Annotated in this window: 28 protein-coding genes; 12 read left to right on the plus strand and 16 right to left on the minus strand. The window is 71.5% G+C overall.

Going from position 1 to position 24,420, the window contains the following annotated elements; translation table 11 throughout:
- Positions 1 to 181: 181 nt before the first annotated feature.
- Entirely contained in the window at positions 182 to 1,678 is a 1,497-nt protein-coding gene (locus tag WME97_RS30880) for a hypothetical protein (protein ID WP_437542579.1), read from the minus strand.
- Positions 1,679 to 1,686: 8 nt separating this feature from the next.
- Positions 1,687 to 2,832, minus strand: a complete 1,146-nt coding sequence (locus WME97_RS30885) for a multiheme c-type cytochrome (protein ID WP_437542580.1) — start codon at positions 2,830 to 2,832, stop codon at positions 1,687 to 1,689.
- 104 nt (positions 2,833 to 2,936) lie between these two features.
- Between WME97_RS30885 and WME97_RS30890 the strand changes: the two genes are divergently transcribed.
- Entirely contained in the window at positions 2,937 to 3,440 is a 504-nt protein-coding gene (locus tag WME97_RS30890) for a DUF6368 family protein (protein ID WP_437542581.1), read from the plus strand.
- A 42-nt stretch (positions 3,441 to 3,482) separates the two neighbouring features.
- Here WME97_RS30890 and WME97_RS30895 read toward each other — a convergent pair whose 3' ends face one another.
- From WME97_RS30895 to WME97_RS30920, 6 genes are all read right to left on the minus strand, one after another.
- Entirely contained in the window at positions 3,483 to 3,605 is a 123-nt protein-coding gene (locus tag WME97_RS30895) for a hypothetical protein (RefSeq protein WP_437542582.1), read from the minus strand.
- Positions 3,586 to 3,897 carry a hypothetical protein gene (locus WME97_RS30900; RefSeq protein WP_437542583.1) on the minus strand — a complete coding sequence of 104 codons (312 nt, stop codon included), beginning with the start codon at positions 3,895 to 3,897 and terminating at the stop codon, positions 3,586 to 3,588. Before WME97_RS30900 ends, WME97_RS30895 begins: the two co-directional genes overlap by 20 nt.
- Positions 3,898 to 4,029: 132 nt before the next feature.
- Positions 4,030 to 4,800 (minus strand): hypothetical protein, encoded by a 771-nt coding sequence (locus WME97_RS30905; protein ID WP_437542585.1) that lies wholly within the window; start codon positions 4,798 to 4,800, stop codon positions 4,030 to 4,032.
- A 139-nt stretch (positions 4,801 to 4,939) separates the two neighbouring features.
- Positions 4,940 to 5,404, minus strand: coding sequence for a hypothetical protein (locus tag WME97_RS30910; RefSeq protein WP_437542586.1), 465 nt, complete (start codon positions 5,402 to 5,404; stop codon positions 4,940 to 4,942).
- An 84-nt stretch (positions 5,405 to 5,488) separates the two neighbouring features.
- A complete protein-coding gene (locus WME97_RS30915) occupies positions 5,489 to 6,130 on the minus strand; it encodes a hypothetical protein (RefSeq protein ID WP_437542588.1) in 642 nt (213 codons plus the stop codon).
- A 95-nt stretch (positions 6,131 to 6,225) separates the two neighbouring features.
- Positions 6,226 to 6,867 carry an alpha-ketoglutarate-dependent dioxygenase AlkB gene (locus WME97_RS30920; protein WP_437542589.1) on the minus strand — a complete coding sequence of 214 codons (642 nt, stop codon included), beginning with the start codon at positions 6,865 to 6,867 and terminating at the stop codon, positions 6,226 to 6,228.
- Positions 6,868 to 7,081: 214 nt separating this feature from the next.
- Here WME97_RS30920 and WME97_RS30925 point away from each other — a divergent pair, with 214 nt between their 5' ends.
- Together WME97_RS30925 and WME97_RS30930 are read left to right on the plus strand one after the other, a co-directional pair.
- Positions 7,082 to 7,450 carry an ArsR/SmtB family transcription factor gene (locus WME97_RS30925; RefSeq protein ID WP_437542591.1) on the plus strand — a complete coding sequence of 123 codons (369 nt, stop codon included), beginning with the start codon at positions 7,082 to 7,084 and terminating at the stop codon, positions 7,448 to 7,450.
- The gene (locus WME97_RS30930) at positions 7,447 to 8,220 is read left to right on the plus strand and encodes an SRPBCC domain-containing protein (RefSeq protein WP_437542593.1); all 774 of its coding nucleotides are present in this window, start codon (positions 7,447 to 7,449) and stop codon (positions 8,218 to 8,220) included. Before WME97_RS30925 ends, WME97_RS30930 begins: the two co-directional genes overlap by 4 nt.
- Positions 8,221 to 8,323: 103 nt before the next feature.
- Here WME97_RS30930 and WME97_RS30935 read toward each other — a convergent pair whose 3' ends face one another.
- From WME97_RS30935 to WME97_RS30945, 3 genes are read right to left on the minus strand one after another with little or no spacing between them, the layout of a single operon-like run.
- Positions 8,324 to 8,854, minus strand: a complete 531-nt coding sequence (locus tag WME97_RS30935; RefSeq protein ID WP_437542594.1) for a hypothetical protein — start codon at positions 8,852 to 8,854, stop codon at positions 8,324 to 8,326.
- A 43-nt stretch (positions 8,855 to 8,897) separates the two neighbouring features.
- Positions 8,898 to 9,476, minus strand: a complete 579-nt coding sequence (locus WME97_RS30940; RefSeq protein WP_437542595.1) for a DUF6000 family protein — start codon at positions 9,474 to 9,476, stop codon at positions 8,898 to 8,900.
- 17 nt (positions 9,477 to 9,493) lie between these two features.
- Positions 9,494 to 9,745 carry a phage integrase N-terminal SAM-like domain-containing protein gene (locus WME97_RS30945; RefSeq protein WP_437542596.1) on the minus strand — a complete coding sequence of 84 codons (252 nt, stop codon included), beginning with the start codon at positions 9,743 to 9,745 and terminating at the stop codon, positions 9,494 to 9,496.
- Between the two features lie 70 nt (positions 9,746 to 9,815).
- On the opposite strand from WME97_RS30945, the gene WME97_RS30950 reads away from it, so the two are divergent.
- The 6 genes from WME97_RS30950 (at position 9,816) to tpx (ending at position 16,132) form a co-directional block, all read left to right on the plus strand.
- The gene (locus WME97_RS30950) at positions 9,816 to 10,355 is read left to right on the plus strand and encodes a tetratricopeptide repeat protein (RefSeq protein ID WP_437542597.1); all 540 of its coding nucleotides are present in this window, start codon (positions 9,816 to 9,818) and stop codon (positions 10,353 to 10,355) included.
- Positions 10,356 to 10,511: 156 nt separating this feature from the next.
- Positions 10,512 to 11,852 (plus strand): endo-1,4-beta-glucanase, encoded by a 1,341-nt coding sequence (locus WME97_RS30955; protein ID WP_437542598.1) that lies wholly within the window; start codon positions 10,512 to 10,514, stop codon positions 11,850 to 11,852.
- Between the two features lie 345 nt (positions 11,853 to 12,197).
- Positions 12,198 to 13,415 (plus strand): hypothetical protein, encoded by a 1,218-nt coding sequence (locus WME97_RS30960; RefSeq protein ID WP_437542599.1) that lies wholly within the window; start codon positions 12,198 to 12,200, stop codon positions 13,413 to 13,415.
- Positions 13,416 to 13,521: 106 nt separating this feature from the next.
- On the plus strand, positions 13,522 to 14,823 hold the full coding sequence (locus WME97_RS30965; RefSeq protein ID WP_437542600.1) for an SGNH/GDSL hydrolase family protein: 1,302 nt from the start codon (positions 13,522 to 13,524) through the stop codon (positions 14,821 to 14,823).
- Positions 14,824 to 15,076: 253 nt separating this feature from the next.
- The gene (locus WME97_RS30970; RefSeq protein WP_437542602.1) at positions 15,077 to 15,448 is read left to right on the plus strand and encodes a hypothetical protein; all 372 of its coding nucleotides are present in this window, start codon (positions 15,077 to 15,079) and stop codon (positions 15,446 to 15,448) included.
- A gap of 189 nt (positions 15,449 to 15,637) precedes the next feature.
- Positions 15,638 to 16,132: a thiol peroxidase gene (tpx, locus tag WME97_RS30975; protein WP_437542604.1), complete on the plus strand. Its 495-nt coding sequence runs from the start codon at positions 15,638 to 15,640 to the stop codon at positions 16,130 to 16,132.
- 108 nt (positions 16,133 to 16,240) lie between these two features.
- On the opposite strand, the gene WME97_RS30980 is transcribed toward tpx, so the two are convergent.
- On the minus strand, positions 16,241 to 17,710 hold the full coding sequence (locus tag WME97_RS30980; protein WP_437542605.1) for a cytochrome P450: 1,470 nt from the start codon (positions 17,708 to 17,710) through the stop codon (positions 16,241 to 16,243).
- A 138-nt stretch (positions 17,711 to 17,848) separates the two neighbouring features.
- Here WME97_RS30980 and WME97_RS30985 point away from each other — a divergent pair, with 138 nt between their 5' ends.
- Entirely contained in the window at positions 17,849 to 18,727 is an 879-nt protein-coding gene (locus WME97_RS30985; protein ID WP_437542606.1) for a 1-acyl-sn-glycerol-3-phosphate acyltransferase, read from the plus strand.
- Positions 18,728 to 18,786: 59 nt separating this feature from the next.
- On the opposite strand, the gene WME97_RS30990 is transcribed toward WME97_RS30985, so the two are convergent.
- From WME97_RS30990 to WME97_RS31005, 4 genes are all read right to left on the minus strand, one after another.
- Complete coding sequence (locus WME97_RS30990) at positions 18,787 to 19,830, minus strand: glycosyltransferase family 4 protein (protein ID WP_437542607.1); 1,044 nt, start codon at positions 19,828 to 19,830, stop codon at positions 18,787 to 18,789.
- Between the two features lie 74 nt (positions 19,831 to 19,904).
- A complete protein-coding gene (locus WME97_RS30995; protein WP_437542609.1) occupies positions 19,905 to 20,303 on the minus strand; it encodes a 6-pyruvoyl trahydropterin synthase family protein in 399 nt (132 codons plus the stop codon).
- A gap of 22 nt (positions 20,304 to 20,325) precedes the next feature.
- Positions 20,326 to 21,294, minus strand: coding sequence for a zinc-binding dehydrogenase (locus WME97_RS31000; RefSeq protein ID WP_437542610.1), 969 nt, complete (start codon positions 21,292 to 21,294; stop codon positions 20,326 to 20,328).
- Between the two features lie 91 nt (positions 21,295 to 21,385).
- Complete coding sequence (locus WME97_RS31005) at positions 21,386 to 22,075, minus strand: RibD family protein (protein WP_437542611.1); 690 nt, start codon at positions 22,073 to 22,075, stop codon at positions 21,386 to 21,388.
- 512 nt (positions 22,076 to 22,587) lie between these two features.
- Between WME97_RS31005 and WME97_RS31010 the strand changes: the two genes are divergently transcribed.
- Both WME97_RS31010 and WME97_RS31015 read left to right on the plus strand, forming a co-directional pair.
- The gene (locus WME97_RS31010) at positions 22,588 to 23,664 is read left to right on the plus strand and encodes a GH12 family glycosyl hydrolase domain-containing protein (protein WP_437542612.1); all 1,077 of its coding nucleotides are present in this window, start codon (positions 22,588 to 22,590) and stop codon (positions 23,662 to 23,664) included.
- Between the two features lie 49 nt (positions 23,665 to 23,713).
- On the plus strand, positions 23,714 to 24,403 hold the full coding sequence (locus WME97_RS31015) for a hypothetical protein (protein ID WP_437542613.1): 690 nt from the start codon (positions 23,714 to 23,716) through the stop codon (positions 24,401 to 24,403).
- The last annotated feature ends 17 nt before the right edge of the window (positions 24,404 to 24,420 follow it).

Genomic DNA, 24,420 nt, shown 5'->3' on the forward strand with positions numbered 1-24,420 from the left:
GTCAAACGAAGCGGCGGGACCAGCTCTGTCTAGATCGTCGTCCTGGATGACCTCCCCCATGAAAGTCGCACGGATCGGTCCTGCGCGACAAGGCCCACACGCTGTGCGGCGCCATCGGGTAGACCCTTCCAACCCCGGCGGTAGTCGCCGCCTTTCCAGCCGGTCGAGCGCGCTCTCCGCCTCACCGCGCCTTCTTCGCCTTCGTCGCGGGCAGCGCGCGCGAACTCGGCCGATACATCCCCGTCGTCGCGTCGTAGCGCCACGTGATCTCCACGGCGCGCTGCACCTCGTCCTCGGCGTCCTGGCGCCACGGCGTACCGCGGATCCCGAATCGGTCGAAGCGAGTCGAATGGAACTCCTCGACGTCCTTGGCCCAGGGACCGTTGTCCGCGGCCCCTTCCAGGAGCTCGGTGTACTCGCCGCTCGGCTTGACGCCGATGACCCGCCAACTCGCGCTCTCGGCCCAGATGTCCGTCGACGTGTACTGATCGTAGAAGAACATGTGAAGCTCCTTGTTGCGCCTCACGATGCCCGTCGGCGCGCCGGAGGTCTCGACGGTGTCGACGACCTCGCCTTTGCGCAGGATCACAAGGGCAGGCCGCCGCAGGAAGAGCTCGCCGATCTCGACGTCCCCTATCGCGGATATCGGGCTGTAGAGTCCCTGGCGCGTGGGCTCCAGCGCGGTACCGTCCGAACCCCCCGCATAGCCGATGACCTCGAGCTCGAGCGGATCTCCCGGCTGGTACGACATGGGGACGCCGCCGATCGGCTCCGGCGCCTGGAACGCCAGGGCGCGGAGATTGGCGAAGGGCTCGTAGCTCACCGGCTCCGGGATCTCCCGCCAGACCCACGCCTCGTCCGCCGGCGCCGGCGGGCGCGGCGCGTCCGCCGCCCGCGCGAAGAGCCGCATGCTGTCGATGGGCGCCGACGAGGCGCGGGGCAGCGCGGAGGTCGGCAGCGTGGCCTCGATGGTGAGCCTCCCGTCGCCGCCCTTCACCGCCGCCTTCGCGCCCTCGATCGGGCGTCCCTTCCCGTCCTCGCCGATCCCCGAGAGGCCGCCGCGATCCAGCCGGAAGAACCGCACGAAGCGCGCCTCGTAGCCGGCGATGAACGCGTCGTGCCGGGCCAGCGTTTCCTGGCAGGCCTTCTGCACGTCGGCCGGGAGCGGCTCGCCGCCCGTGTCGGTCTCGCAGTTGAGCGGCATCACCCCGCCACCGCGCTGGAAATAGCCGATGGGCGGCAGCTCCGGCGCGCCGAAGCCGAGGCCCAGCCAGATCCCGTCCCGTAATCCCTCGTCGAGCTCGGCCGCGAGGGTGACGCCCGCGCTGGAGAGCACCAGGGCGACGTGCGAAGGCGCATCCATCGCGCTGGTCGAGGGCGGCGGGAGCGCGCTCTCCCCTCGCGCGGGCCGCGCAGGACGTGGTGGCGGCGGCGGGACCAGCGAGCCCCACTCGGCCACGTCGCCGTCGAGCACGAACCCTTCAGGCACGCGCGCCTGGGTCTTCACGCTGACGAGCGGCGAAGGCCCGGGCGCGGCCGCCGGGGGCGTGGCCACGACGGGGGGCTTCGGTAGCACGGCGATCTCGGCGCGCGCCGTCGCGGGAGGCGGCGCGGGCCGGCAAGCAGCGGCGAAGAAAGGCGCAAGCAGCAGGAGGGCGGGAAGGCGACGGGTTCGCATGGGAGCGCTCATGGTACCGGAGCGGGCGCTGGTCGGCCGATGATGAGCGGGCGCGCGCCCAGCGTGCCCGCGGCGAGGACCACCTCGTCCGCGGCCGGGTCGACGCCGAAGGCCGCGCCCATCGCGGCGCCCATGCGCTGATAGACCACCTCCCAGCGCACCGCGAGCCCGTCGATGACGGCCGGGAACACGAGCCGCAGGACACGCGGCGCCCCCGAGGCGGGAAGGCGCGTATCACCGGCCGGGACGCGCTCGATGCCTCCTTCGACCGGGCGCACGGAGAACCTCCGCTCGAGGATCACAGGCGCGGCGGCGGCCACGATCGCGCCCTCCGCATCGACGGCCGAGGCGCGGACCTCGATCCGGCGGAACATATCGCCCGTGGGGACGGCGTGCCCCGCCGCGACCACGCGCGCGCTCACCTCGATGGCGTTCGCACCGCTCCGCGACGCGCTGGCGTGGATCGCGGAGCGAAGGACGGCCGGATCCCCGACCACGGAGAAGCGATGATCGCGGTGCGATCTCCCGGCGATGCCCTGAACGAGCTGCATGTGGCAATCGCGGCAGGGTCGCTCCGCGAAGCGCCCGGGGCGGTGCTCGGCCACGGTGTCCTGCATGGGCACGCCGGGCGCTCGCGGAAAATCGAACTGATGGCAGCGGGCGCAGCCCTCGTCGGTCGAGAGCCGCGCGTCGCCGCGGACCGCGTGCGCGCCGCCGCGCGCGTCCCGGCCGCGCGCGGAGACGACCTCGCCGGCCACGAGATGGCAGGTGACGCACCCCACGCCCACCGCTTGCGCGTCCGCGCCGGGGTGGTGGGCCGGATCGGCCTCGGGCGCATGGCAGCCACGGCAGAAGGGCAGCGGCTCGATCGCGTAGGACCTCTGGAAGACGCGATCCGTGAACGCCTGCCGGTGCAGCGAGGCGCGCCACTCGGCCGCGATGTCCTCGTGGCAGGCCTCGCAACGCTGGTTCTCGATGCGCGCCGAGAAGCCCTGCGGTCTCCCCTGCGGCGCGGGTCCCGGCAGCGGCGGCAGCGGATCGCCGCGCACGCCGGCCGCGGGCGCGAACAGCAGCGCGGCCAGCGCCACGACGGCGGCGCCCGCGACACGAGGTGTCCTCCGTTCACCGGAGGCCGTCCGACGCCACCTGCCCATGTCCGCTCAGGATAGCACTCCTCAGGACGACGGACGAAGTCTCGAAGCTCGGCGGATGCGACGCCTCGGTGGACCGCCATGGATCGAGAGCGTACGCTCGAGGAATGGCCGGTCCCGTGGCGTCCGTGTTGCTGCCGTCGAAGATGAGCGTGGAGCGAGTCGCCGCGCTTCGAAGTGGGATCTCGCGCATCGCCGACGATGTTCAGGGGGACGACTTCTGGGTTGACCGACGCCCGTTCATCCTGACCGTTGGGCCCGAATATCCCGAGGCGATATCCGAGATCCTCGATGCGGGCCTGCCGGAGGTGCTCGGATGGTCGCCAGAAGACGTCGTTTCATTCGCCGCGATGTGCAACGACGACCAGGACCATCGGTTGCTTGCCAGGTTGTGCATCGACCTGGCCGAAGCGGAAGGTGGAGTTATCGACTTCGGTGGGCGGCTGGCGTTCGGTTTACAGGTGGACGGCGTTCAGGACGACAAGCCTGTCAGGGTCGAGAATCCAGGTGGAGTCACGGGCGTGCTGTTCGTGACGGCGCGCTCCCACTACGGAGACGCGGCGCTCGCGCGCTCCTGGCTACGGCACGCGAGCTTCCGCATGGTGAAGTAGATGCAACTCGGATCGGTCCAACGACTGGTTAAACTGCTTGATTCAGGTCGTCGCCACCAGCAGTTCCTCTGAGTTGTTCGGCGGACGAAGGTCGTGTTCCATCGTCAGCTCCCCTTCGTCGACGACGATGGCGAGCGCCGTCTCATCAGCCGAAGTCAACTTCACAGGACGTTGCGTCCAACGCGTGCAGCGCCCGAAGCACGCCGTCGATCCTCTCGACCATGAAAGCGTCGTTCGCCGCCGCCCACGCCCGCAAAATCTCGAGCTCCGCGACGATGTCCGGGAGATCGTCGGGGGAGACCGTGGAGAGCGCCCCGTCGTGGAAGTGCGAGACGTATCGCAGACCGAGATGAGCGCACGCGGGCAGCCAGCGGCGCTCGAAGTAGTCGCTCGTGGCGATGGGCACGACGTCGTAGGCGCCGCTGTCGTGGTGCTTGATGCCCAGCGAGACCGTCATGCTCCTCCTTCGCCCGACGGTACGCAGGTCCTTGCCGCCGCGCAACGCCCTGCACTCGGCCCGCCCAACGTGCAGGCCAGCCCCGAACGGGCGGAGCCCGACCATCGGCAGCAGCCGTGAGTCCGGCTCAGCCTAGTCCTTCCCGAGCAGCAGATCGATCACCCAGCAGCCGCGGACGTGCGGCCCGTCGCCACGGCAGTGGCCGAGCACGTCGGCATCCTCGCACCCGGCCTCCAGCAGGGCGTTGGCCAGGATCGGCATCGGCCCGAAAACGCGGCTTTCATACATCTGCCGGGCCAGCCCGACGGCGGGCGAGGTCCGCCAGCGCGGGTCGAATGCCACCGCGCGGAACGGGTTGCGAAAGGTGTCGCGGAGCACGTCCGCCTGGGCGTGCTCTTCCGCGGCGCTGCTGGCGGTGAATGAAGCATCCCCAGACGCGGCGCGAGGATTGGCAATCGCAGCAGCTGCCAGATGGGCGTTGGACGAGGCGTAGTACGCGGCCTTCGGAGCTTGTGGTCGAACCACCTGAAAGCTCAGGGCCAGCGCGTCGTGCGTTGGCTGGAGCGAGATACGTTCGGCCCCATGGGACGCCCGCCACCTGCCCTCCAGAGCGTCGAGCGCCTGCCGGACCAGAGCCTCGGCGGCCTGAAGCTCCTCCAGCGTGGCCAGGCCATCGGCGTGACGGCTCGCTGTTTCCACTGCCGCCTCTGCGAGCTCATCGGGGAGCAGGGCGCGCACGCGGTAGTAACATTCACAGGCGAACAGCCGCATCTTGCGGTCACTCCCCCTGCACGCCGGAAACGTCTTGATGTCCGCAACCCGCAGCTCTTTTGAACCGAGTCCGAGCAGGAAGCGGAGCATGGGATTGGTCCGGGTACACACCAGCCATTCCGTCTCGGTCATCTGGCAACCTCCGTCCAGCATCTTCCCCGACGCGACCACGAACATCCCTCGCACTCCGCGGACCTGACGGTTCGGCATTCACCCGCGCCGGGCCCAGGAAGCGAAGCGACCGAGATCCGCCGTCGGGTGCACCGCCAGGTCAGCGAGCTTCGTCACCTCGCTCCAGGTCCTCTTGCTCGATCGAAGCGCCAACGAGGTCAGCCGACCGGCGGACCTCGGCTTCGGAGACGAATCCTGCGTGATAGAGCCGGACGAGAAACTGCCGGACCGCGCCTCGAACGGCCTCGCGCGCGGCGGCGAGGTCTTCGGATGGGACACGACGCGGACGGTCCGGGGTCTGCGGACCGAATTCACATGCGCCGCGGCAGATTGGGCAGTATCTCGTGATCTTTGTGTCGTGCTGCCGCACCCACGAGAGCTGCGCGTCCTGGAGTTGTCGAAATCGATGCTGATACTCGTCAATGGCTCGGACCGCCGCCGTCGCTTCAGCGATCCAGAACGCAAGATTTGCATGATGTCCCGCCAGCTGGTGAACGTGCTGGGTCGCGAACCGGCCGATCTGCTCTGCGATGAGCTCGGCGCGCGCGATGGAGTATGGCTTCAAGGGCGGCATAGGGGGCGGTCTGGCTCCAGGTGGGCGACGCAGGTCTCGCTGACGGCTGGCCGGCTCTGGGAAGGGCTCGCGAAACTATCCGGTGGCTTCCCGCGGCGCAGGATGCCCTGTGGCCGCAAGCGCCGCAGCTGCCGCGAGCTTGTGGATAGCCTGCCAAGGCGGCCCGATCGATCGGCCCATCGCATACAGAAGATCGTTCACGTCGTCGCGGCCGAGCGCCGTTGCAGCGTCGTGAAACACGCGCTCGCGGTCATACCAGCGCACGGACCAGCCGCGCGCCTCGGCTGCGGCCGCGAGGGCCTGGCGGTACATGACGGAGTCGGCGACGGTCTGCGCGCGATTGTCGGCGATCCGCTCCTCAATCGACGGCGGGAGCTCGGGGCACACGCGGATCGCGATGCTCGCGATCGGCACGGGCACCCCCGCGGCGAGCGCCTCGAGGCCCTCGCGCGCGCCGCGCGCGGCGGACGCTCGCACGCGCTCCACGAGCGCCACGGCGTCGGCGAGCGAGAGCGCTCGCGCTCCCGGCGTGTCGAGGTAGCGGCCCACCGCCCACGACCCTTCGTGGTGATGCGGGTGCGTCGGCAAGCCCTCGGTGAGGTCGATGCGCCGGCGATCGAGGAGCTCGCCGCCGGGCGCGAGAGTGACGAGCACCGCCGAGTTGCCGTGCTCGGCGACGCCGACGGTCGCGGTTCGCTGCGTTCGTCCTCTCGTCACCTCTCCCTCCTTCGGGGGCGCGCCCCCGCGGCTGACGCCGTCGCTCACGCTCGTCCGGGTAACGGCCACGAGCTTACCAGGGAAGCTCGCCACGTTCACCGAGACAGGAACCGGAATGTGAGGCTGATCCGCGGGCCCGCGGCTTCGACGGCGAGGACCGCATGTTGCCACCCCTCCTGAACGCTGGCGCGCATGATCAGGAGCGAGCCGGGCGCCAAGGCCATGTCGTGCCTCTCGTCCCGGCGAAGGCTCCGACGGAAGGTGAGGACGCGAGGCGCGCCCAGCGACAGGATCGAGGTCGTCGTTCCAGCCATGACGCCGGCGCTGGAATCCGAGTGAAAACCCATCTTTGCCGTCCCGTCGGCGTAGAAGTTGGCGAGGCAGTTGTTGATCGGATGCCCCACCACGCAGGCGAGGCGGGCCGCGAGGTCCTGCACGAAGGGCGGCATCTCGCAGTCCGGGTAAGAGATGCCTGAGTAGTTGTACGCCACCCCGCACGAGGCGGTTCGACGTGAATGCATCCGGTCATCCCACGAGAGATTCCGCTCCGCCATGTCGAACATGGCCGCTGGATCCGCGACGAATCCCTCCAGGTACTGAACGTCCAGGTCTTCCGCCATGAGTCGCTGCGATCGATAGAGTAGAGGAGTGGTCGCCGCCCGTCCAACGGCCTGCGGCTCGCGGCGCGGCGGTGCGCTGCGGCGCTGCCCCCGGCCGTCTACGGGCGCGGGGGACATCGTAGCGGAGGGCTCAGCGCCGGCGCTCGCACCGCGCCGGCGATATGCCGGCCCTTGCGGTCCGCCGCAGGGCGAAGCGCGGCCAGCGCCAGACGCCTGTTGGGCAATCGGCACAACGCATGACAGCTCGCTTGGCGAGCTGGTGCGAGCGCAGCGGGCAGCTCTGCCGACGTTGCGCAGCGCACGACTGGCGTGCGGGGACTCTTCGAAGCGCTTGACAAGCTCAGGCCACCGCGATACCGGTAACCCAACGGTTACCTATATGTTGCCCGCGAAGGCCGACATCGATGTGTTTTTTGTCATCGCCGATCCAACCCGTCGCGCGATCCTCGATCGTTTGCGCGCGGGTCCTGCCCCGGTGAACGAGATCGCGGCCGACTTCTCTCAGAGCCGCCCCGCGATCTCGAAGCACCTCCGCGTGCTCAAGGCGTCGCGGCTGGTGACCGAGGAGAAGGTCGGGCGCGAGCGGCTCTACACGCTGCGACCCGCGCCGCTGCAGAAGGCGATGGCATGGCTCGAGGGCTACCGCGCGTTCTGGGGCCGCAATCTCGAGTCGCTGAAGCGTTACCTGGAGGATACATGACAGCCAAGAGCATCCGAGCCCGTTCGATCGCCGATGTCGCGCAAGGGACGATCCTCGCTCGCATCGAGATCGCCGCGCCGCCGGAGCGCGTCTTCCGCGCGCTGACGACCGACGAGCTGACGAAGTGGTGGGGTTCTGCGGAGATGTATCGCACGACCGCCTTCACGATCGACCTTCGCGCCGGAGGGACCTGGCGGACCGACGGCGTGGGGGCAGACGGCAAGGCATTCCATGTCGGCGGCAGGGTTCTCGAGCTCGATCCGCCGCGAAGGCTCGTCCAGACATGGGAACCGTCATGGGATGCGGACGCGCCCCCGACGACGGTCTCCTATCTCCTCGACGCCATCGAGACGGGTACGCGCCTCACGGTCCGACACGCTGGATTCGGCGCTCGTGTGGCGTCGTGCGAGAGCCACGCGGCAGGTTGGGAGCGTGTCCTGGGTTGGCTCACGAACCACGTCGCGCCGCAACCGGAGCCGCGCTTCTTTCTCTGTCGGCTGCTCCCGTCGCGCGCGACCTTCATGCAGGACATGACGGCGGATGAGCGCGCGGTCATGCAGGCTCACGGCAAGTACTGGCGCGGCAAGCTCGCCGAGGGCCACGTGATCGCCTTCGGACCCGTCGCCGACCCGGCGGGCGGATGGGGCGTCGGCATCGTTGCCGTCCGCGACGAAGCCGAGCTCCGTACATTCCAGAGCGAGGATCCCGCGATCAAGTCCAACATCGGGCTGCGGTACGAGGCGCTGCCCATGCTCACGGCCGTGTACTGACGGCTCCTGCGATGGCGGGCCCCGGCCGCGCGCTTCAGGGCGCGCGCCGTGTCACGATTCCCGGTAGCTCTCGTGCTCCCACGCGAAGTGACGCCGGAGGTCCTTAGCTTCGCACGATGACAGTCCTGTCGGGTGGGCCCAGGTCGGGCCTATTCTGGTTGTGGGAGTCCGACCAGCACAGGGGTTCTCCGGTGTCCGACAAGACATACCTCTGGTGCCAGAAGCCTGCTCCCACCCATTCCTGACGTTCGATAGGCCGCAGGATCTCGCGTTCCATCCAGTCGGCAGCAGCGGTCGCGAGCGCCACGGGCGACCCATCTTCGACCACGATCACGCGCGGATTCTCCTCGTCCAGGTCTGTAGCGGCTTGCTTTGTCTCATCCTCTCCAATCACAACTCGTGATTCGTGAAAGTCGACCCGGAGCGTTCGGAGGACGCTCCCGTCCGCGGAGACGTCGAGCATCAGCACGACGAACCGTTCAGCCGTGCCGAGGAGATCGTCGCTGGTCACGCCCAAGTTGCGCCACGCCAAGGCCCGACGCGACATCTCTGTGATGAAGGCGCGCTCCGCATCGGTGCGGCGCTCGTCCAAGGCGAGCCAAAGGTCTTCTTCGCCGATCTCCGTCTGATTCATTTGCCGGGTGCCTCGTGGCGGCGGCCAAACACACTCGCGCGCATCAGCTGACCTCGCTCGCGCCGAGCTCGTCCAGGAAGGCCATGGCACGCGCTACGCGCGCCACGCCGCGTCCTGGATCCAGGGCACCCAACTCCCGGCCGTGCTCGGATACTTTCCAGAGCTCAGGAGCTTTCAAGAAGGGCGCCGCGCGATTCGCGGCCAGGCGAGCGTCGAGCCATACCAAGGATCCCACAACCCACTCTTGATCGTACTCGCGATCGCCGACCGGCAAGTACGACTGGAGATAGAGCGCCAGCGCATCGGATGCAGGGTGATCCTCGTAGCGCGCGGTCGCGACAGAGAAGCCCTGTCCCGCATAACAGGTCGCGCTGGCGAGCAGTCTCTCGCCGATCACATCTCGAAACGCGACGAGCCGACGGGCCGCGATGATCCATGCCGCCGTCAGCTGCTCGCGCCACGATCCGTTGAGCCAGTAGCCAAGCTCGCGTTCGGGGAGAGACGTCGCCGCATCCAGGAACTGCCGCGCGAACGCATGCCGCCGCTCCGGCGGCTCGTCGAGGAAATTCGCGTGCAGAAGGAGCAGGTAGAGTGGGGATCCGTGCCTTGACCAAGCGTCCATAGGGAAAGTTAGGCTAACTATCCATCGATTGACCAACCGGAGCCGTTAGGCCAGGTCTGTCCAGCTCGTCGCTTTCTGTGCCTTCTCTCACGAGAAATCCCACGCATCGGCGCTGCGCTGCAAGGCCCAAATGCTGTGACGGCGGCGAGGGCCTGGATCCGCGTCGAGGCGCTGACGTGCTGGTCGGTCGCCAGTCGCATGAGGAACGCCTCGACGTGGGCCGGCCCGAGGTCGCGCGGACGGCGGCGGCCATCGCACCTCTGCGGCACTCCCCTTCCTTCGCTCTCCGCTGGCTCCGATCGCTACCGCCGGCCGCTCCTCCGCGCTACGTTCGCCGCCGTGGACGCCCCCCGACCGTCCGGCGCTCGCCGCGCGCTGCTCATCGGCCTCCCCGTCGCCGCGCTCGCCGCGGCGGCCTTCCTCTTCGTGGATCGCGACGAGCGCCCCGGATCGAACGCGCGCCCGCGGAGCGCCGAGCCCCGCGTGGCCCGCGAGCCGCAGCGCCGCGACGAGGCGCCCGTCGTCCCCCCCGCTCCCCCGCCGGCCACTGCCACCGTGAGCGCCGCAGCACAGGAGTCGGAGCCGGCGCCGGACACCGACCCCGAGGCCAGCATCATCGACCGCATGCGCGCCGCCTTGACGAGCAACCCGGAGGAGGTGCTCCGGCTCGACGACGAGGCGTCGCGCGACTTCGGCGACAGCCCCCGCGCCGCCGAGCGCGGCCTGCTCCGCGTGCGGGCGCTCGTGCGCCTGGACCGGATCGGTCAGGCCCGCAGCCTCGCGGAAGACCTCATCGAGCGCTACCCGGACGATCCCTCGGCGAAGAGCGCGGCCGCGTACATGGGGATCCACCCGAGACCGCGCGGGCCGTCCAGGTAAGCGGCGATACCGCAGGTGCCCTGCGAAGCTCACGTGATCTTCGTCAGGGCCGCTGCGACCACGATCTTGTAGCAAGAGCAGAACGTTGCGCAGCGAGTCACTGAACCGATTAAGAGTTCGGGCTGGTCCGGCGCGCGTTTCTGGTGATAATCGGGCATGCGCAACTGGCTTCTTCTTGTCGGGGTTCTCCAGCTCTCCGTGGCTGGATTCGGCTGTGGCGACGGACTGGACGGCGGCGGCGAGGGCGGCACCGGCGGCGAAGCGGGAAACAGCGGCCCCAGCGGGAGCAACTCCTCGGGCGCCGGCGCACCTGCGAGCTCCGGCGCGGGCGCCGGCTCATCCACGGGCTCCGGCGCGGGCGCCGGCGAGCCCACCGGCGGGCCCGCGAGCACGGGGAGCGGCGATCCCGTGGCCGGCAGCAGCACCAGCAGCGGGGGAGAGCCCAGCGAATGCGCCGGCGCCGGCGAGGACGAATGTCCGTTCGAGGCAGGGGTCGAGATCGCCTGCCGCCTTCGCTTCATGTACGGCGTGAACTACGCCTGGCGCGACTTCGGCGCCGACTTCGGCGGTCAGTCCAAGTGGAGCCAGGCGGGCATCTCGGGCAAGAAGAGCCAGGTGCTCGCCGACCTGCAGGACATGCGCGCCCACGGCGTGGACGTGGTCCGCTGGTGGATCTACCCCCGCTTCTACGGGGACCAGATCAACTTCGACGGACAGGGCAACCCGACCGGGCTCGGCGGCACCTCGACGCAGGACATCCTGGCGGCGCTCGATCTCGCGGACCAGGCGCAGGTCAACGTGATGTTCACGCTGTTCTCCTTCGATGGCTTCCACAAGACATCGTACAATCCGCCGAACGGCCTGTCGGTCGCGAGCATGGGGCCCCTCGTCGCGGACGCCGGCCGGCGCGCCAAGCTCATCGAGAACGTCGTACGCCCCATCGCTCGGACGGTGGCGTCGAGCCCGCACCGCGACCGGATGCTGGCCTGGGATGTCATCAACGAGCCCGAGTGGGCGATGACCGGGCCGAGCCTCTACGGCGGCGACCCGGCGTTCGAGGGGGACTCCAGCAAGTTCGATCTCGTCACACACCAGCAGATGGAAGCGCTCGCCAAGGAATCGGCCGCCGTGCTGAGGGGAGAGACCGGCGCGCCCGTGAGCGTCGGCAGCGCCGCCATCAAGTGGGGTCAGGCGTGGACGCGCTCGGACGTCGACTTCTACCAGGTCCACATGTACGGCTGGGTCAACGATCACTTCCCATACAACAAGCCCCTCTCCGAGTACCGCCTCACGGACAAGCCGGTCGTCATGGGGGAGTTCCCGATCAACATGGCAGAGATGGACGTGGGCTACGACAAGTTCGTGGGCGACCTCTACAACATGGGGTATGCGGGCGCGCTCTCGTGGTCGATCACCGATCGGAACTTCCCGTGGTCGTCCAACAAGACCACCGTGAAGGCGTTCGCCGATCAGCACCCCTGCGAGACGCGCTACTGAGCGCCGGGTGAGCGCCGCTGCCCGCGGCGCGCACCTTCCCTGCTTCCCTGCTTCCCTGCCCCGCATCCGAACTGGGCCGCTGAGCCGGCCCGGCGAGCTCGTCCTCGATGACACGAGCCGCGCCTGCGTGACAGCTTGCCCCAGCGTGTGGCGCATTGCCGCGCAGCGGCGCGATCCGGCCGCGAGGCCGTCTGTCGGGGCGTCGGCGCTCCTCTCCCCTCGACAGGGTTTCAACTGGGCACGTCGGTTGCTGAACGGATGGAAACGGGTGGGCCCGCTGCTCACGGAGGTGACCGCCTTCGTGAGGCTCGAGAGTTGTTCACCAGCACCCAGAGGGAGAGCGAGATGGCACGAGATCGCTACGAGGGCCGGGATTTCCGTGACGAGGGGCCGCGCGACGACTGGCGTCCCCGGGACGAGCGCTGGCGCGCGGCGCGGGACGACGATCAGCGCGGATTCCGCGGTCACGAGGCGGAGCGCGACGCGTTCGAGCGAGGGTCGTACAGCCGCGGCAACTACGCGAACCAGAGCGGCGGCAGCCGGCAGGCAGAGCTGGGCCAGCTGCCGCGGCCGTACGATCAGCAAGGGCGGGGAGACGGCAGAGACCCGTGGAGGGCGGGCGGCCAGCACGCACAGGACGACCGCGGCGGCTCCGAGAGGCGCTGGCAGGAGCAGGGTGGCGCCGGCGCGCGCGGCTACCGCGAGCCCGAGGAGCGCCGCGCCTACGGACAGGACAGCTCCTCGTGGGAGCGGCTCGGCGGGCGTGACGATCACTTCAGCGGGCGGGGCGCCGAGGACGAGCGAAGAGGGTTCGGATCCATGCAGCGAGGGCGCGACGAGAACCGCGGCTGGCGCGACGAGAACCGCGGCTACTACGGCCGCGACGCGGGCCGCGGCTTCTCCGGACCGGACGAGGACCAGGGCCGCGGCGCCTACGGGCGCCACGACCACGGCCGCGACGAGCAGAGCCAGAGCCGACGCTACCAGGGCAACGAGCACGGGCGAGACGACGACCGGGGCCGCGGCTACGCGCGAGACGACTATCAGAGCCGCGGCCATGCGCGAGACGACTACCAGGGCCGCGGCCATGCGCGAGACGACTACCAGGGCCGCGACCACGGGCGAGACGATTACCAGGACCGCGAGCGCTACCAGGGCCGCGGCTACACCCGAGGCGACTATCAGGGCCGCGAGGATCAGTATCGTAGCCACGGCTACGGGCGCGGCGAGGACCAGGATCGATATCGAGGCCGCGACGAGAGAAACGCCCCTGGCCACCAGGACGGCCGAGGCGACCACGGGCGCGGCTACCAGGGCCGCGGCGAGGAGCGCGAGGGCCGCGGCCGCAGCAAGGAACGCAGCGGATACGGCGACATCTACAATCGCCCGGAGCGCCGGCCCGGGTTCGGCCGCTTCATGGGCGACGAGCTCCCGCAGGGGTACTCGACCCGCGTCCACGAGCGCGACGACGTACGCGCCTCGCAAGGCCAGGGCCACGAGCGCTCCCCCGCCGAAGACAGCGGGCGCTCCAGGTACAAGAGCCAGGACCGGACCTGGAACTGAGATCAACCGATCTCCGCAGCTCGACGCCCGCGCTGCGGTGTCTGCCCCTGCGCGCAGGAGGAGATTCGAGTTGTCCGCGCCACGGACCTAGAGCATCCTCGCGCGCATGAAACGACAAGCTTACTCCAATCTCCCGAGGCTCGCTTCCATCTGCTGCATCGCCTGGTCGGCGCTGGCCGGCTGCGGTGACGACGACTCGAATGCAACAACTGGAACGACGGGCTCGGGCGCCGGCTCATCCACCTCGAGCAGCGCCTCCGGCGCAGGGGGCGACGGCGGCACGGGCGAAGGCGGCGGTGGCGGCGACGGCGGCGGTGGCGCGGAGCCCGGAACGACCTCGTCGAGCACGAGCGGCGCGGGCGGCGAAGATCCCTCCGGCGACACCACCCGCTTCATCGGACGCTTCGACACCACGAAGCCCGAAGGCCCCCGCTTCTCCTGGGCCGGCAGCGCGATCGTCACGCGGTTCTCGGGGACGTCGATCGGCGTCCGCTTCAACGACGAGTCGACCGCGGCGGAATCCAACTTCTTCCAGGTGGTGATCGACGGCGAGGCGAAGGGCGTCCTCAAGGTCAACAGCGAGGAGGACCTCTACACGGTCGCAGAAGGGCTGCCCGACGGCGAGCACGACCTCGTGCTCCACCGCCGCACCGAGCCGCTGGTCGGCGTGTCGCAGTTCCTGGAGTTCGTCCCGGAGCAGGGCGAGGCGCTCCTGCCGGTCCCGGCGGCGCCCGCGCGCCGGATCGAGGTGATCGGCGACTCGATCTCCGCCGGCTACGGCGTCGATGGCGCCAACGAGACTTGCCCGTTCACGAGCGCTACGGAGAACAACTACCTCGCCTACAGCGCCCTGACAGGCCGGCTGGTCGGGGCCGACACCACGATCGTCGCGTGGTCCGGCAGAGGCGTGTACCGGAACTACGACGGTGAAGTCGCGCCCACGATGCCCGAGATCTACGGCCGGACGATCGCCGACGAGGAGCAGCCCGCATGGGACTTCTCGTCCTGGGTGCCGCAGGTCGTGGTGATCAACCTGGGCACGAACGACTTCAGCATCAACGTCCCGGGCGACGCCCAGTTCCGCGCGCCGTTCACCAATGCCTACGCGGGCCTCGTCGAGACGGTCAGGACGAACTACCCGGACGCGTTCATCTTCTGCACCATCGGGCCCATGCTGAGCGACTCGTACCCGGAAGGCGCCCAGGCGCTCACCAGGGCGCGCTCCTACATCGGCCAGGTGGTGAAGGCCCGGAACGACAGCGGCGACGACAAGGTGCGCGTCCTCGAGTTCCCTGCGCAGGACGGCGCGGCGAACGGGCTCGGCTGCGATTACCACCCGAGCGTCAAGACGAACGCGCTCATGGCCCAGCAGCTCGCGGAGGCCATCCGCGAAGAGCTCGACTGGTAAGGGCGGCGCGGGGCCGGGGCATCGTGCCACCGGCCCATCGCGACCGCTGTGGCACGACGCACCACGCATCCCAGGCCCAGCGCAGCGCCCACCTCGCAGGGAGCGAGCGTCGGTCCCATCCGTTCGCCGTGGCGCGCGCGGATCGGCCATCCAGCTTCATGGTACACGCGGTGCATCTCCCGCCATCAGAACAGCGGAAGGGCGGCGGCGCCGAGAGCGCTTGAGAGCGCGTCGCCGAGCGAGGAGATCATCCATGCAGACCAAGCGAGACAGCTCCCTGCGGGCCACGAGCCGGAACCACAGCCATGATTTCATGGAGGCGGCGCGCAGGAGCGCCGGTCGCGCGGAGAGGCGAGATGCGTTCATCCCCGACCCAGGCGACGGCCCCCCCGAGGTGCTCGACGAGCTCGCCGAGCAGATCGCCGAGCAGTACGTCGCCTCGGCGACGTCGGGCAGGGGCGACACCACCGAAGACTACGAAGACAGGGTGGAGCCGGAGGAGATCGGGGGCCCCTTCGTCATCACGACGGCCGAACAGGAGATCGGGTACAGCAGGGACTCCACGAACCCCGATGACGGCGAGGTCGAGCCGTTTCCGCTGGTCCATCGCTCGCCCCTCCGCTGATCGCGCGTCCCACGGCGCGCGGGCGATCGACGCTCGCCCGGGCAAGACCCGGCCAGCGCAACGCCCGCGCGCCAGACGAGCGGAGCTCCGGCCGGGGCAGCCTGGTTGGTTCTACTTGGCGTCCGCCCCCGGCGCGCCTACGAGAGGCGCTGCCGCACAGCTGCACAGAGCACAGAGGAGGATGCGACCATGGCTCAGACCAAGTTCAAGGGAAGCCCCATCCACACCGCCGGCGAGCTGCCGTCCGTCGGCGTGACCGCCCCCGACTTCACGCTCGTGAAGACCGACCTCTCCGAGCGCAAGCTCTCGTCGTACGCCGGCAAGAAGATCCTCAACATCTTCCCGAGCGTCGACACCCCGGTCTGCGCGAGATCCGTGCGCACGTTCCACGAGCGCGCCGAGAAGCTCCCGGGCGTGACGGTTCTCAACATCTCGGCGGACCTGCCGTTCGCGCACACCCGGTTCTGCGCGTCCGAGGGCATCTCGAACGCGGAAGGCCTGTCGACGTTCCGGGGAGATTTCGGCCAGAAGTACGGCGTCACGCTCGTCGACGGGCCGCTCGCCGGCCTGCTCGCGCGCTCGGTCCTCGTGCTCGACGAGCAGAACAAGGTGCTCCACGTCGAGCTCGTCCCGGAGATCGCGCAGGAGCCCGATTACGACGCGGCCCTCGCCAAGGTGCAGTGAGCCGGAGCGCCGGCGCGCGGGCACCTCGTGAGGCCCCGCGCGCTAGCGCCTGGTGATCTCACGCGCTGGCGCGCCTCGTGATCTCACGCGCTCGCGCGCCTCGTGATCTCACGCGCTCGCGCGCCTCGTGAACCGGATGCGCAGCCCCTCCGGCTGCATCGCGAACGCCATCCGCTCCCGCACCGGCGCGGTGTGATCCGCGAGGTGCACCGTGAAGCTCCGGAGCACCATGCCGACCGTCACCGCGCACTCCAGGAGCGCCATCGCGCGCCCCGGGCAGACGCGCGGCCCGCCGCCGAACGCGAGCGCCATCCTCGGCTCGTGGGGTAGCGTCGACGGCGCGCCCCCGAGCCAGCGCTCGGGGCGAAACGACTCCGGATCGCCGAAATACTCGGGCTTCCTCCCCGTCGCGCGCGTGAGCGCCACGACGCCGGCGCCGGCGGGCACGGCCACGTCGCCCACCGCGGTGTCGTGGTTCGCCTCGAGGAAGAGCAGCGGCGCCGCGGAGCGCAGGCGCAGCGTCTCCTGCGTGACGGCGGCCGTGTACTCGAGGCGCTTGCACTGCTCCAGCGTCGGGATCAGGCCGCCGCCGAGCACGCGATCGACCTCCTCGCGGGCGCGCGCCTGCACGTCGGGGCGCGAGCCCAGGTAATAGAGGATCCACGCGAGGGTGTTCGCGGTGGTGTCCTCGCCCGCGAGCAGCATCGTGAGCACGTTCGCGTAGACCTCGGCGTCCGAGAGGCGCGCCCTCGGGTCCTCGCCGTCCCGCGCGGCGATCATGAGCTCCAGCAGCGTCCGCGGGCGCTCGGGCCGCTCCGCGCCGCCCTCGATCTCGCGCCGCGCGGCGGTCACGAGCTCGAGGATGAGCCGCTTCACCGCGACCAGGGCGCGGTCGTAGGCGCGGTCGGCCGGCAGGCCCAGGTAGCGCCAGTAGGGCAGCGGCGCGAGCATCCGCCGGTTCAATCCGAGGAACACGCGCTGGAGGTGCTCCTGGAGCGCGTCCGCCCCGCGCTCGAGCGTGTTGAGATCGCGGCCGAAGGCGACCGACGAGGTGACGTCGACCGAGTAGCGCATGAGATCGCCGAGCACGTCGCGGGCGGCGCGCTCGTCGGCCGCCCGCGACCAGAGCTCGCGCAGCCGGCCCGTGATGTCGCGGATGCTCGGGAAGAAGCCCTCGACGTGCCTTGGATGGAACGTCGGGTGGATGAGCTGCCGCTGCTTCCGCCACGCGTCGCCGTCCGCGGAGAACAGGCCGACCATGTCCGCCTCGCGCGACACGGCCTCGATGGCGCGCACCCGCCGGAACACCGCGGGGCGGCGCTGGAGCACGTCGCGCACGAGCTCGCCGTCCACGACGACGAGGACCGGCTGCCGGCCCATCCGCACGACGAACAGGTCTCCATGGGCGCGCCACCACCGCTCGAACTCGAGGTGCCAGCGGTCGGGGTGGAGCGCGAGCAGATTGCCAAGCACAGGCAAGCCCGGCGGCCCCGGGAGATCCGCGAGCGTCCGCCGAGGGCGCGCAGCCGCGTCGCCGCGGCCGATCGCGTCCTCCATGGCAGGGGGCGTGGCGTTCATGCCCCCTTCATACAGAGGCGGCGCGCCCCGACGCAAACCCGACAGGCGACAGAGGACGCGCCCCATCGCGCTGGACGATGTCGGGGGGCGGAGCGCCGGCGCTGGCGAGGTGGCGTCGACACGGAGTAAGACGCGGACATGACGGAGCCGCTGGAGCGAGAGCTCGCGAACCTGTCCGGCGCGGAGATGGTGGAGGCGCTCGGCCTCGGCGGGGCGCCGGCGTGGGTGCGCCGGGCCGGGCGCGCGGCCTTCGCCGTCCCTTCGTGGCCGCTCGGGCGCGTGCTCGCGCGCTTCGATCGGCGCACCGGCGAGGCGGGGCTCCACGTCGCGGCGCGGGAGGCGCTCGCCGGCTTCGGGGCCCGCTGGACGGCCGACGCGGCGCCGCCGTCGCGCGGGGCGCTGCTCGTCGTGTCCAACCACCCCGGCGCCTACGACGCGCTCGCGCTCATGGCGGCGCTCGGCCGGGAAGACCTCATGATCGTCGCGGCCGACCGGCGGTTCCTGCGGGCGCTGCCCCACGTGAGCCGGCGGCTGCTCTTCGTGCCGATCGACGAGGTCGGCGCGATCGCGCTCGCCGCGCGGTCGGCCGGCGTGCGCCGCGCGCTGCGGCACCTGCGCCGCGGAGGCGCGCTGCTGCACTTCCCCGCGGGGCGCATCGAGGCGGATCCGGCGTTCGCGGGCCAGGGCGACGCGCTGCTCGCGGAGTGGCATCCGAGCGCCGGCACGCTGCTGCGCGCGGCCGCGGCGGCGGGAGGGCGCGCCGCCGTGGCGATCGTCTCTGGAGTGCACTCGCCACGGGCGAAGCGGCTGGCCATCACGCGGTGGGCCGAGCGCCGCGGGATCACGACGCTGGCGCCGCTCCTGCAGGCGGCGCTGCCGGGCTTCGACGACGTCGAGGTGCGGGTCCGCCTGGGCGAGGCGCGGGACGCCGCGGAGGTGACGCGCGGGGCCCCCGACGACGCGGCGCTCACGCGGCGGCTGAAGGACGAGGCGGCGGCGCTGCTCGCGGGGGCGTGACGGCCTGGCGCCCCGGCGCGGCGCGATCCTGCCCGCTCCTCGCCGAGCCGGTCATCCGCTCATCCGCGCGCCACGCACGCGAGCGCCGCGCGCACCGCGGCCGCGGTGCCGTCCCAGGTGGGCAGCGCCACGGCCCGGACGGCCGCCGCGCGGCTCATGCTCGCCCGGAGAGCGCCGTCCTCGAGGAAGCGGGCGAGCGCCGGGGCGGGGCCCTCGTCGTCGTCCCAGAGCAGCGCCTCCGCGCCGTCCTGGACCGCCTCCGCGATCGCGCCGGCGCGGGCGGCGAGCACCGGAACGCCGGCCCGGACCGCCTCCGTGAGCACCATGCCGTAGCCCTCCAGCGACGAGGGCAGGACGAGCGCGTCCGCCGCCGCGAGCTCGGCCGCGAGCGCCTCGTCCCCGAGCACGCCGGGCGCCGAGACGCGCGCCCGCAGGAACGCGGAGCCGGCGATCGCGCGGCGCACCCGCCCGGCGTAGGCCGGGTCGCGCGCCGCGTCCCCGATGAGCACGAGCGTGGCATGCGCGCTCCCGACCCGCTCGAACGCCGCGAGGAGCTCCAGCAGCCGCTTGCGCGGGATGAAGCTCCCCACGAACAGGAGCCGCAGCGGGCCGCCGTCCCCCCGGGCGCGGGGGAGCAAGGGGAGCCGGTCCGCGCCCGGCGTCGCCACATCGACCCGGGCGAGCCCGAGCTCGCGCCGGAGCCGCGCCGCGGTCGTCGCGCTCGTCGCGAGGTGCGCGTCGCACAGGCGGATCACCGCCGCCTCCGCGAGCGAGAGCGCCGCGCGCCGCGGGCCGGGCGGGAGCTCCCACGCGCTCAGGTGGTGCACGAGGAGCGCGCGCGCGATCCGCCGCGGCAGCGCCGCGAACGCCGGCAGGAGCTCCGGGAAGCAGAGCTCGTCGCCGACCACCACGGCGGGGTCGATCCGCGCGAGGCGCCGCGCGAGAGCGAGGCCGGCGAGCGCCCGCGACCGCGGCGCCGGATCGAGGGACACGACCTCCACGGCGTCGCCCCGGGCGCGCAGCCGCTCGACGACGAGCCGATCGTAGATGTAGCCGCCCGTTGTCTGGTCGAGGGCGCCGTAGACGATCCAGGCGATGCGCATGGGTCAGGGGAGCGGCCCGGCCTGATAGCCGCCCTCGCGGCGCGCGGCAACGAGCCCCGCCGCGGCGGCCGGCGCTACAGGTCGCGCTCGAAGCCCGCGTACGCCGACGGCGACTCTCGGACGAGCACCCTCAGCGTCGATCCCGGGAGCGGCGCCTCTCCCGCGGGCAGCCTCGCGATCTCCTCGACGAGGAGCCCGGCCACGTGCTCGGCCACGCGCTCGGTCGTGGAGGTGCGCCCGGGGAAGGCCGGGTGCTCGTCGAGGTTCGTGTAGTCGATCGTGTCGAGCACCCGGCGCAGCGACGCGTGCAGCGCGCCGATGTCCATGACCACGTGGTGCGGGCCGAGCGCCTTCGCGCGGATCTCGATCTCGACGGAGTACGTCGCGCCGTGCATCCGGGTCGCCGGGCCGAAGAACGGATCGGAGAAGCTGTGCGCGATCATCACGTGATCGCTGACGCCGAGGAGGAACATGGCGGTGGCGGGCCTCTGACTTCTAGGGTGCCTCTCGCGTAGCCGATCGTGCGCCGTACCGGAAGACCGTCTGCAACCGCGCCCCGGGCTCGGCCGCGAGCTCTGCGTACACCGACGGCGCCGCGTCGAGCGGGACGGACGGGTCCAGCAGCGCGTCGAGCGCCGGGTCTTCGAGGAGGGCGCGGACGAGCGCGAAGCGCCGCGCGTGGTCCCAGCGGGGCGCGCGCTCCGGCGGGAGGGTCGAGACCTGGCTCGCCCGCAGGCGCAGGCGCCGGCGGTGGAACTCGGCGCCGAGCGCGACCGGGCTCGTCCGCGCCCCGTAGAACGACGCGACCGTCACCGTCGCCTCGCGCGCCGCGTGCGCGATCGCGCGGTCGAGCTCCTCCGGATGGCCGGTCGCGGCGATCACGGCGTCCGCGTCGCCGCGCGGCCGGTCGTCCTCGGGCCGGAGCGCCGCCGCGGCCCCGAGCGCGAGGCCGATCTGGCGCCGCCGCTCGCTCGGCTCGACGAGCCGGACCACGGCCCCGGCGCGCCGCGCGAGCGCCACGATGAGCAGCCCGACGACCCCGCCGCCGAGCACCACCACGGCGTCGCCGAGCCCCACCCCCGCGTCCCACACGCACGTGATCGCCGTCTCGAGGTTCGCGGCCAGCACCGCGCGCTCGGCCGGGATCGAGCGTGGCAGGCCGCGCGCCGCGCCCGGCCCGAGCAGGTGGAGATCGCCGTGGGGCGCGAGCGCGAAGACGCGGTCGCCCGGCCCGAGCGCCGCGCCCTCGCCGCGGGCGACGACCTCGCCGACCCACGCGTAGCCGTAGCGGCGCGGGTAGGTCGGCGCGGCTTCAGCGTCGGGCGCGTCGAGCGACGGGTCGAACGGCGTCGGCCCCTCGCCGCGGAAGAGCAGCAGCTCCGTCCCCTGGCTCACGCCCGAGGCGAGCGCGCGCGCCACGACCTCGCCGGGCCCGGGCGCGCGCGGCGGGGCCCCCGGACGCACCTCGACGAGCCCTGGACGGACGAACCAGAGCTCCCGGGCGGGGGGCGGGGCGGCGTCGCTCGGCGTGATGGCCCCGGGCGGGGCGGGCGCGTCAGTCGGGATAACGCACCTCCCCTCGCAGCAGCACGTTGCCCCCGAGGAGCTCGACCGCCGGCTCGCGCAGGTCGATCGCCGACGCGAGCGGCGCCTCGCCCAGCGCGCCGACCGCGGGGATCGCCGTGTCGCCGAGGAAGCGCGGCGCGATCTCGACCTCCGCGCGGTCGGCGAGGCGCGCGCGCAGGAACGAGGTGAGCACGGCGCCGCCCCCCTCGACGAGCAGCCGCCGCACGCCGCGCGCGTGGAGCTCGGCCAGCGCGTGCGGCAGCGAGACGAGGCCGCTGTCGTCCGCGGGCACGACGATCACCTCAGCGCCGCGCTCCTCGAGCCACGCCTGCGCCGCGCGCGGCGCGCGCCCCGCCGCGCCGAAGACGACCACGCGCCCGCCGGCCGGCTGCCCGCTGCCGGGCGGCTGCAGCAGGCGCGCCCCTTCCGGCACGCCGAGGGCGCTCGCCAGCACAACGCGCATCGGCTGGCGCCCCTCGCACCCGCGCAGGGTCAGCCGCGGATCGTCGATCACGACGGTGCGGATCCCCACGAGCACCGCGTCGTGCTCCGCGCGCGCCCGGTGGGCGCACACCAGCCCGGCGGGCGTGCTGAGCATGACGCGCTGGTCCCGGGCCGCGATCCGGCCGTCGAGCGTCTGGGCGAAGTGGAGCGTGACCCGCGGGCGCGGCAGGCTCATGGCGCGCTCGCGGGTGCGCGTCCGGCGCGAGCGAACACGCGGGGGAGAGGGGACTTTGCCGCGGTCCCGAGCCGACAGTGGAGCCTCCGGGGCACGACGGCACTCTAGACCAGAACGTGGGAACCGGGGAGGAGCACGCGCACTCGATCACCCAGTTCCACGCTTTCCCGGAACGCACTCATCTCCGCGCCCAACAGCCTCATCCGTCATCGAGCGACTCGAAGCATCGATGAAGATCAGAGAGACACGGTTCGAGCGTTCTCTGGCGACTCCGACCCTCGATGGGCGCAAAGACGATGTCGAGCGGCGCTCCCACGCGAACGCGCAAAGCACCGAGGTCGCCGGAGCGACGTCAAGCCCACTAAGCGCGTGACGCGGCGCACGCCACATTTTTCGAGTCGCGTGGTGACGCCATCGCTGATGCTGCAATTGTTCAAGTCACGCGCTGCTTTTTTGCGAACGGCGGTGCCGCGCACCGCTGTGCACCTGTGTGCAGGGGTATGTTGCGCGCCATGCGCGCCCCTACCTTGGCTGAATCTTTTGCACTTCTCACGCTGACGGCGGCTCTCGCCGCCGGCTGCTCTGGATCTTCTGACGCTGACGACGGAAACCCCGGCGCTGCGGCGAGCTCCGGCGGGCTACCGAGCGCCAGCGCCTCGACGGGCGACGCCGCGAGCGGCAGCGGCGGCTCGACCTCGGGCAGCACCGGCGTCACCAGCGGCGCCGGCGTCACCAGCGGCGCGGGCAGCAGCGGCAGCACCGGCAGCACCGCGGCGGGAACCGGCGGCGGCGCGGCGGCGGGGACCGAAGGTAGCGGCGACGCGAGCAGCACAACGGCGGGAACCGGCGGCACCGCGAACCCGGGCTCCGAGCTCGGCAACGGCGCCATGGAGGGCTCCGGCAAATCGAGCGAGCGGTATGAAACAGGCCTCGTCTCCCGCGACGGCACGCCGTACGTGCTCATCACCAACGGCTGGGGCCCCGGCTTCGGCAACCACACCGTCTCGTGGGAAGGCACGTCGTTCACGGTGGAGAGCATGAGCGGCTCGGCCGGCTCGATGGGTCAGCCCGCCTCGTACCCGACCGTCTTTTGCGGCCGATACTCGGTGAGGGAGGTGCCCGACTGCGGCTTGCCGGCGCCGAGCAGCTCCATCAAGAGCCTGCGCACCGGCTGGCGCTGGGAGAAAAATGGCAACGAGGGCCAGTACAACGCCGCGTTCGACATCTGGATGGGCAACGGCACGCAGCTCCAGGGCTATCTCATGGTGTGGCTGCGCGATCCGACGCGCTTTCAGCCCGCCGGGCAGCCGAACAGCGCGCACCAGGGCATCGAGGTCGCGAACGTCCCCGGCAAGTGGAACATCTGGAACGGCATGGTGAACGGCCTGCCGATCGTGAACTGGGTGCGCGCCGAGGGGCAAGACAGCTACGAGATCGAGTTCGATGTGATGGACTTCGTGCGCGACGCGCAGACGCGCGGCATCAGCGTGCCCGGCAACACGGTCAACGCGGTCGCCGTCGGGTTCGAAATCTGGGAGGGCCCGATCACGAACCTGAAGAGCCTCGACTTCTACGTCGACGTGAACTGAGCGCCACCGCTCGCTTGCCGCGCAGGCCCAGGCGCCCTATCGCGCGGTGATGCCGATCAGCTGGCCGGATCTCTCCTCGCGCTGCGAGCGCGCTGGCCTCCCGCTCCGCGGCGGCTTCCACCCGCGCGAGGGCGACGGCGTGCCGGCGGCGAGCGACCTCCCCGCGGGGACGCTGGTCCTGCTCGGCAACGCCGGCCCGTCGATGTGGCGCGCGTTCTCGCGCGCCCGCAAGGACGCCCCCGATCTCGCGCTCGACGACTGGACCGCCGCGGTCGTCTCCCCGCTCGCGGCCGAGCTCGGCGCGACGGCCCTGTTTCCCTTCACCGGCCCTCCCTACTGGCCGTTCCAGCGCTGGGCGCAGCAGGCCGAGGCGCTGTCCCCGTCGCCCCTCGCCATCCTCATCCACCCGCGATTCGGCCTCTGGCACGGGTACCGCGCCGCCCTCGTGTTCGCGGAGCGGCTGTCGCTCCCGCCGCGCGAGGATCTGGCGAGCCCCTGCGTCTCGTGCGCCGGCCAGCCCTGCCTGAGCGCCTGCCCCGTGTCCGCGTTCTCCCCTGGCAGCTACGATGTCGCCGCGTGCGTCGGCCACCTCGACGCCGGGCCTGGCGCAACGTGCATGACCGGAGGGTGCCTGTCGCGCCGCGCCTGCCCGATCGGGCAGGAGCACATCTATCCCGACGAGCAGCGCGAGTTCCACATGCGCGCGTTCCGGCGCGCGATGTCGAGCACGGGCAGCTAGCGAGGACCGCGGCGGCG

Source organism: Sorangium sp. So ce367 (assembly GCF_051520455.1).
GTDB classification, from domain to species: domain Bacteria; phylum Myxococcota_A; class Polyangia; order Polyangiales; family Polyangiaceae; genus Sorangium; species Sorangium cellulosum_B.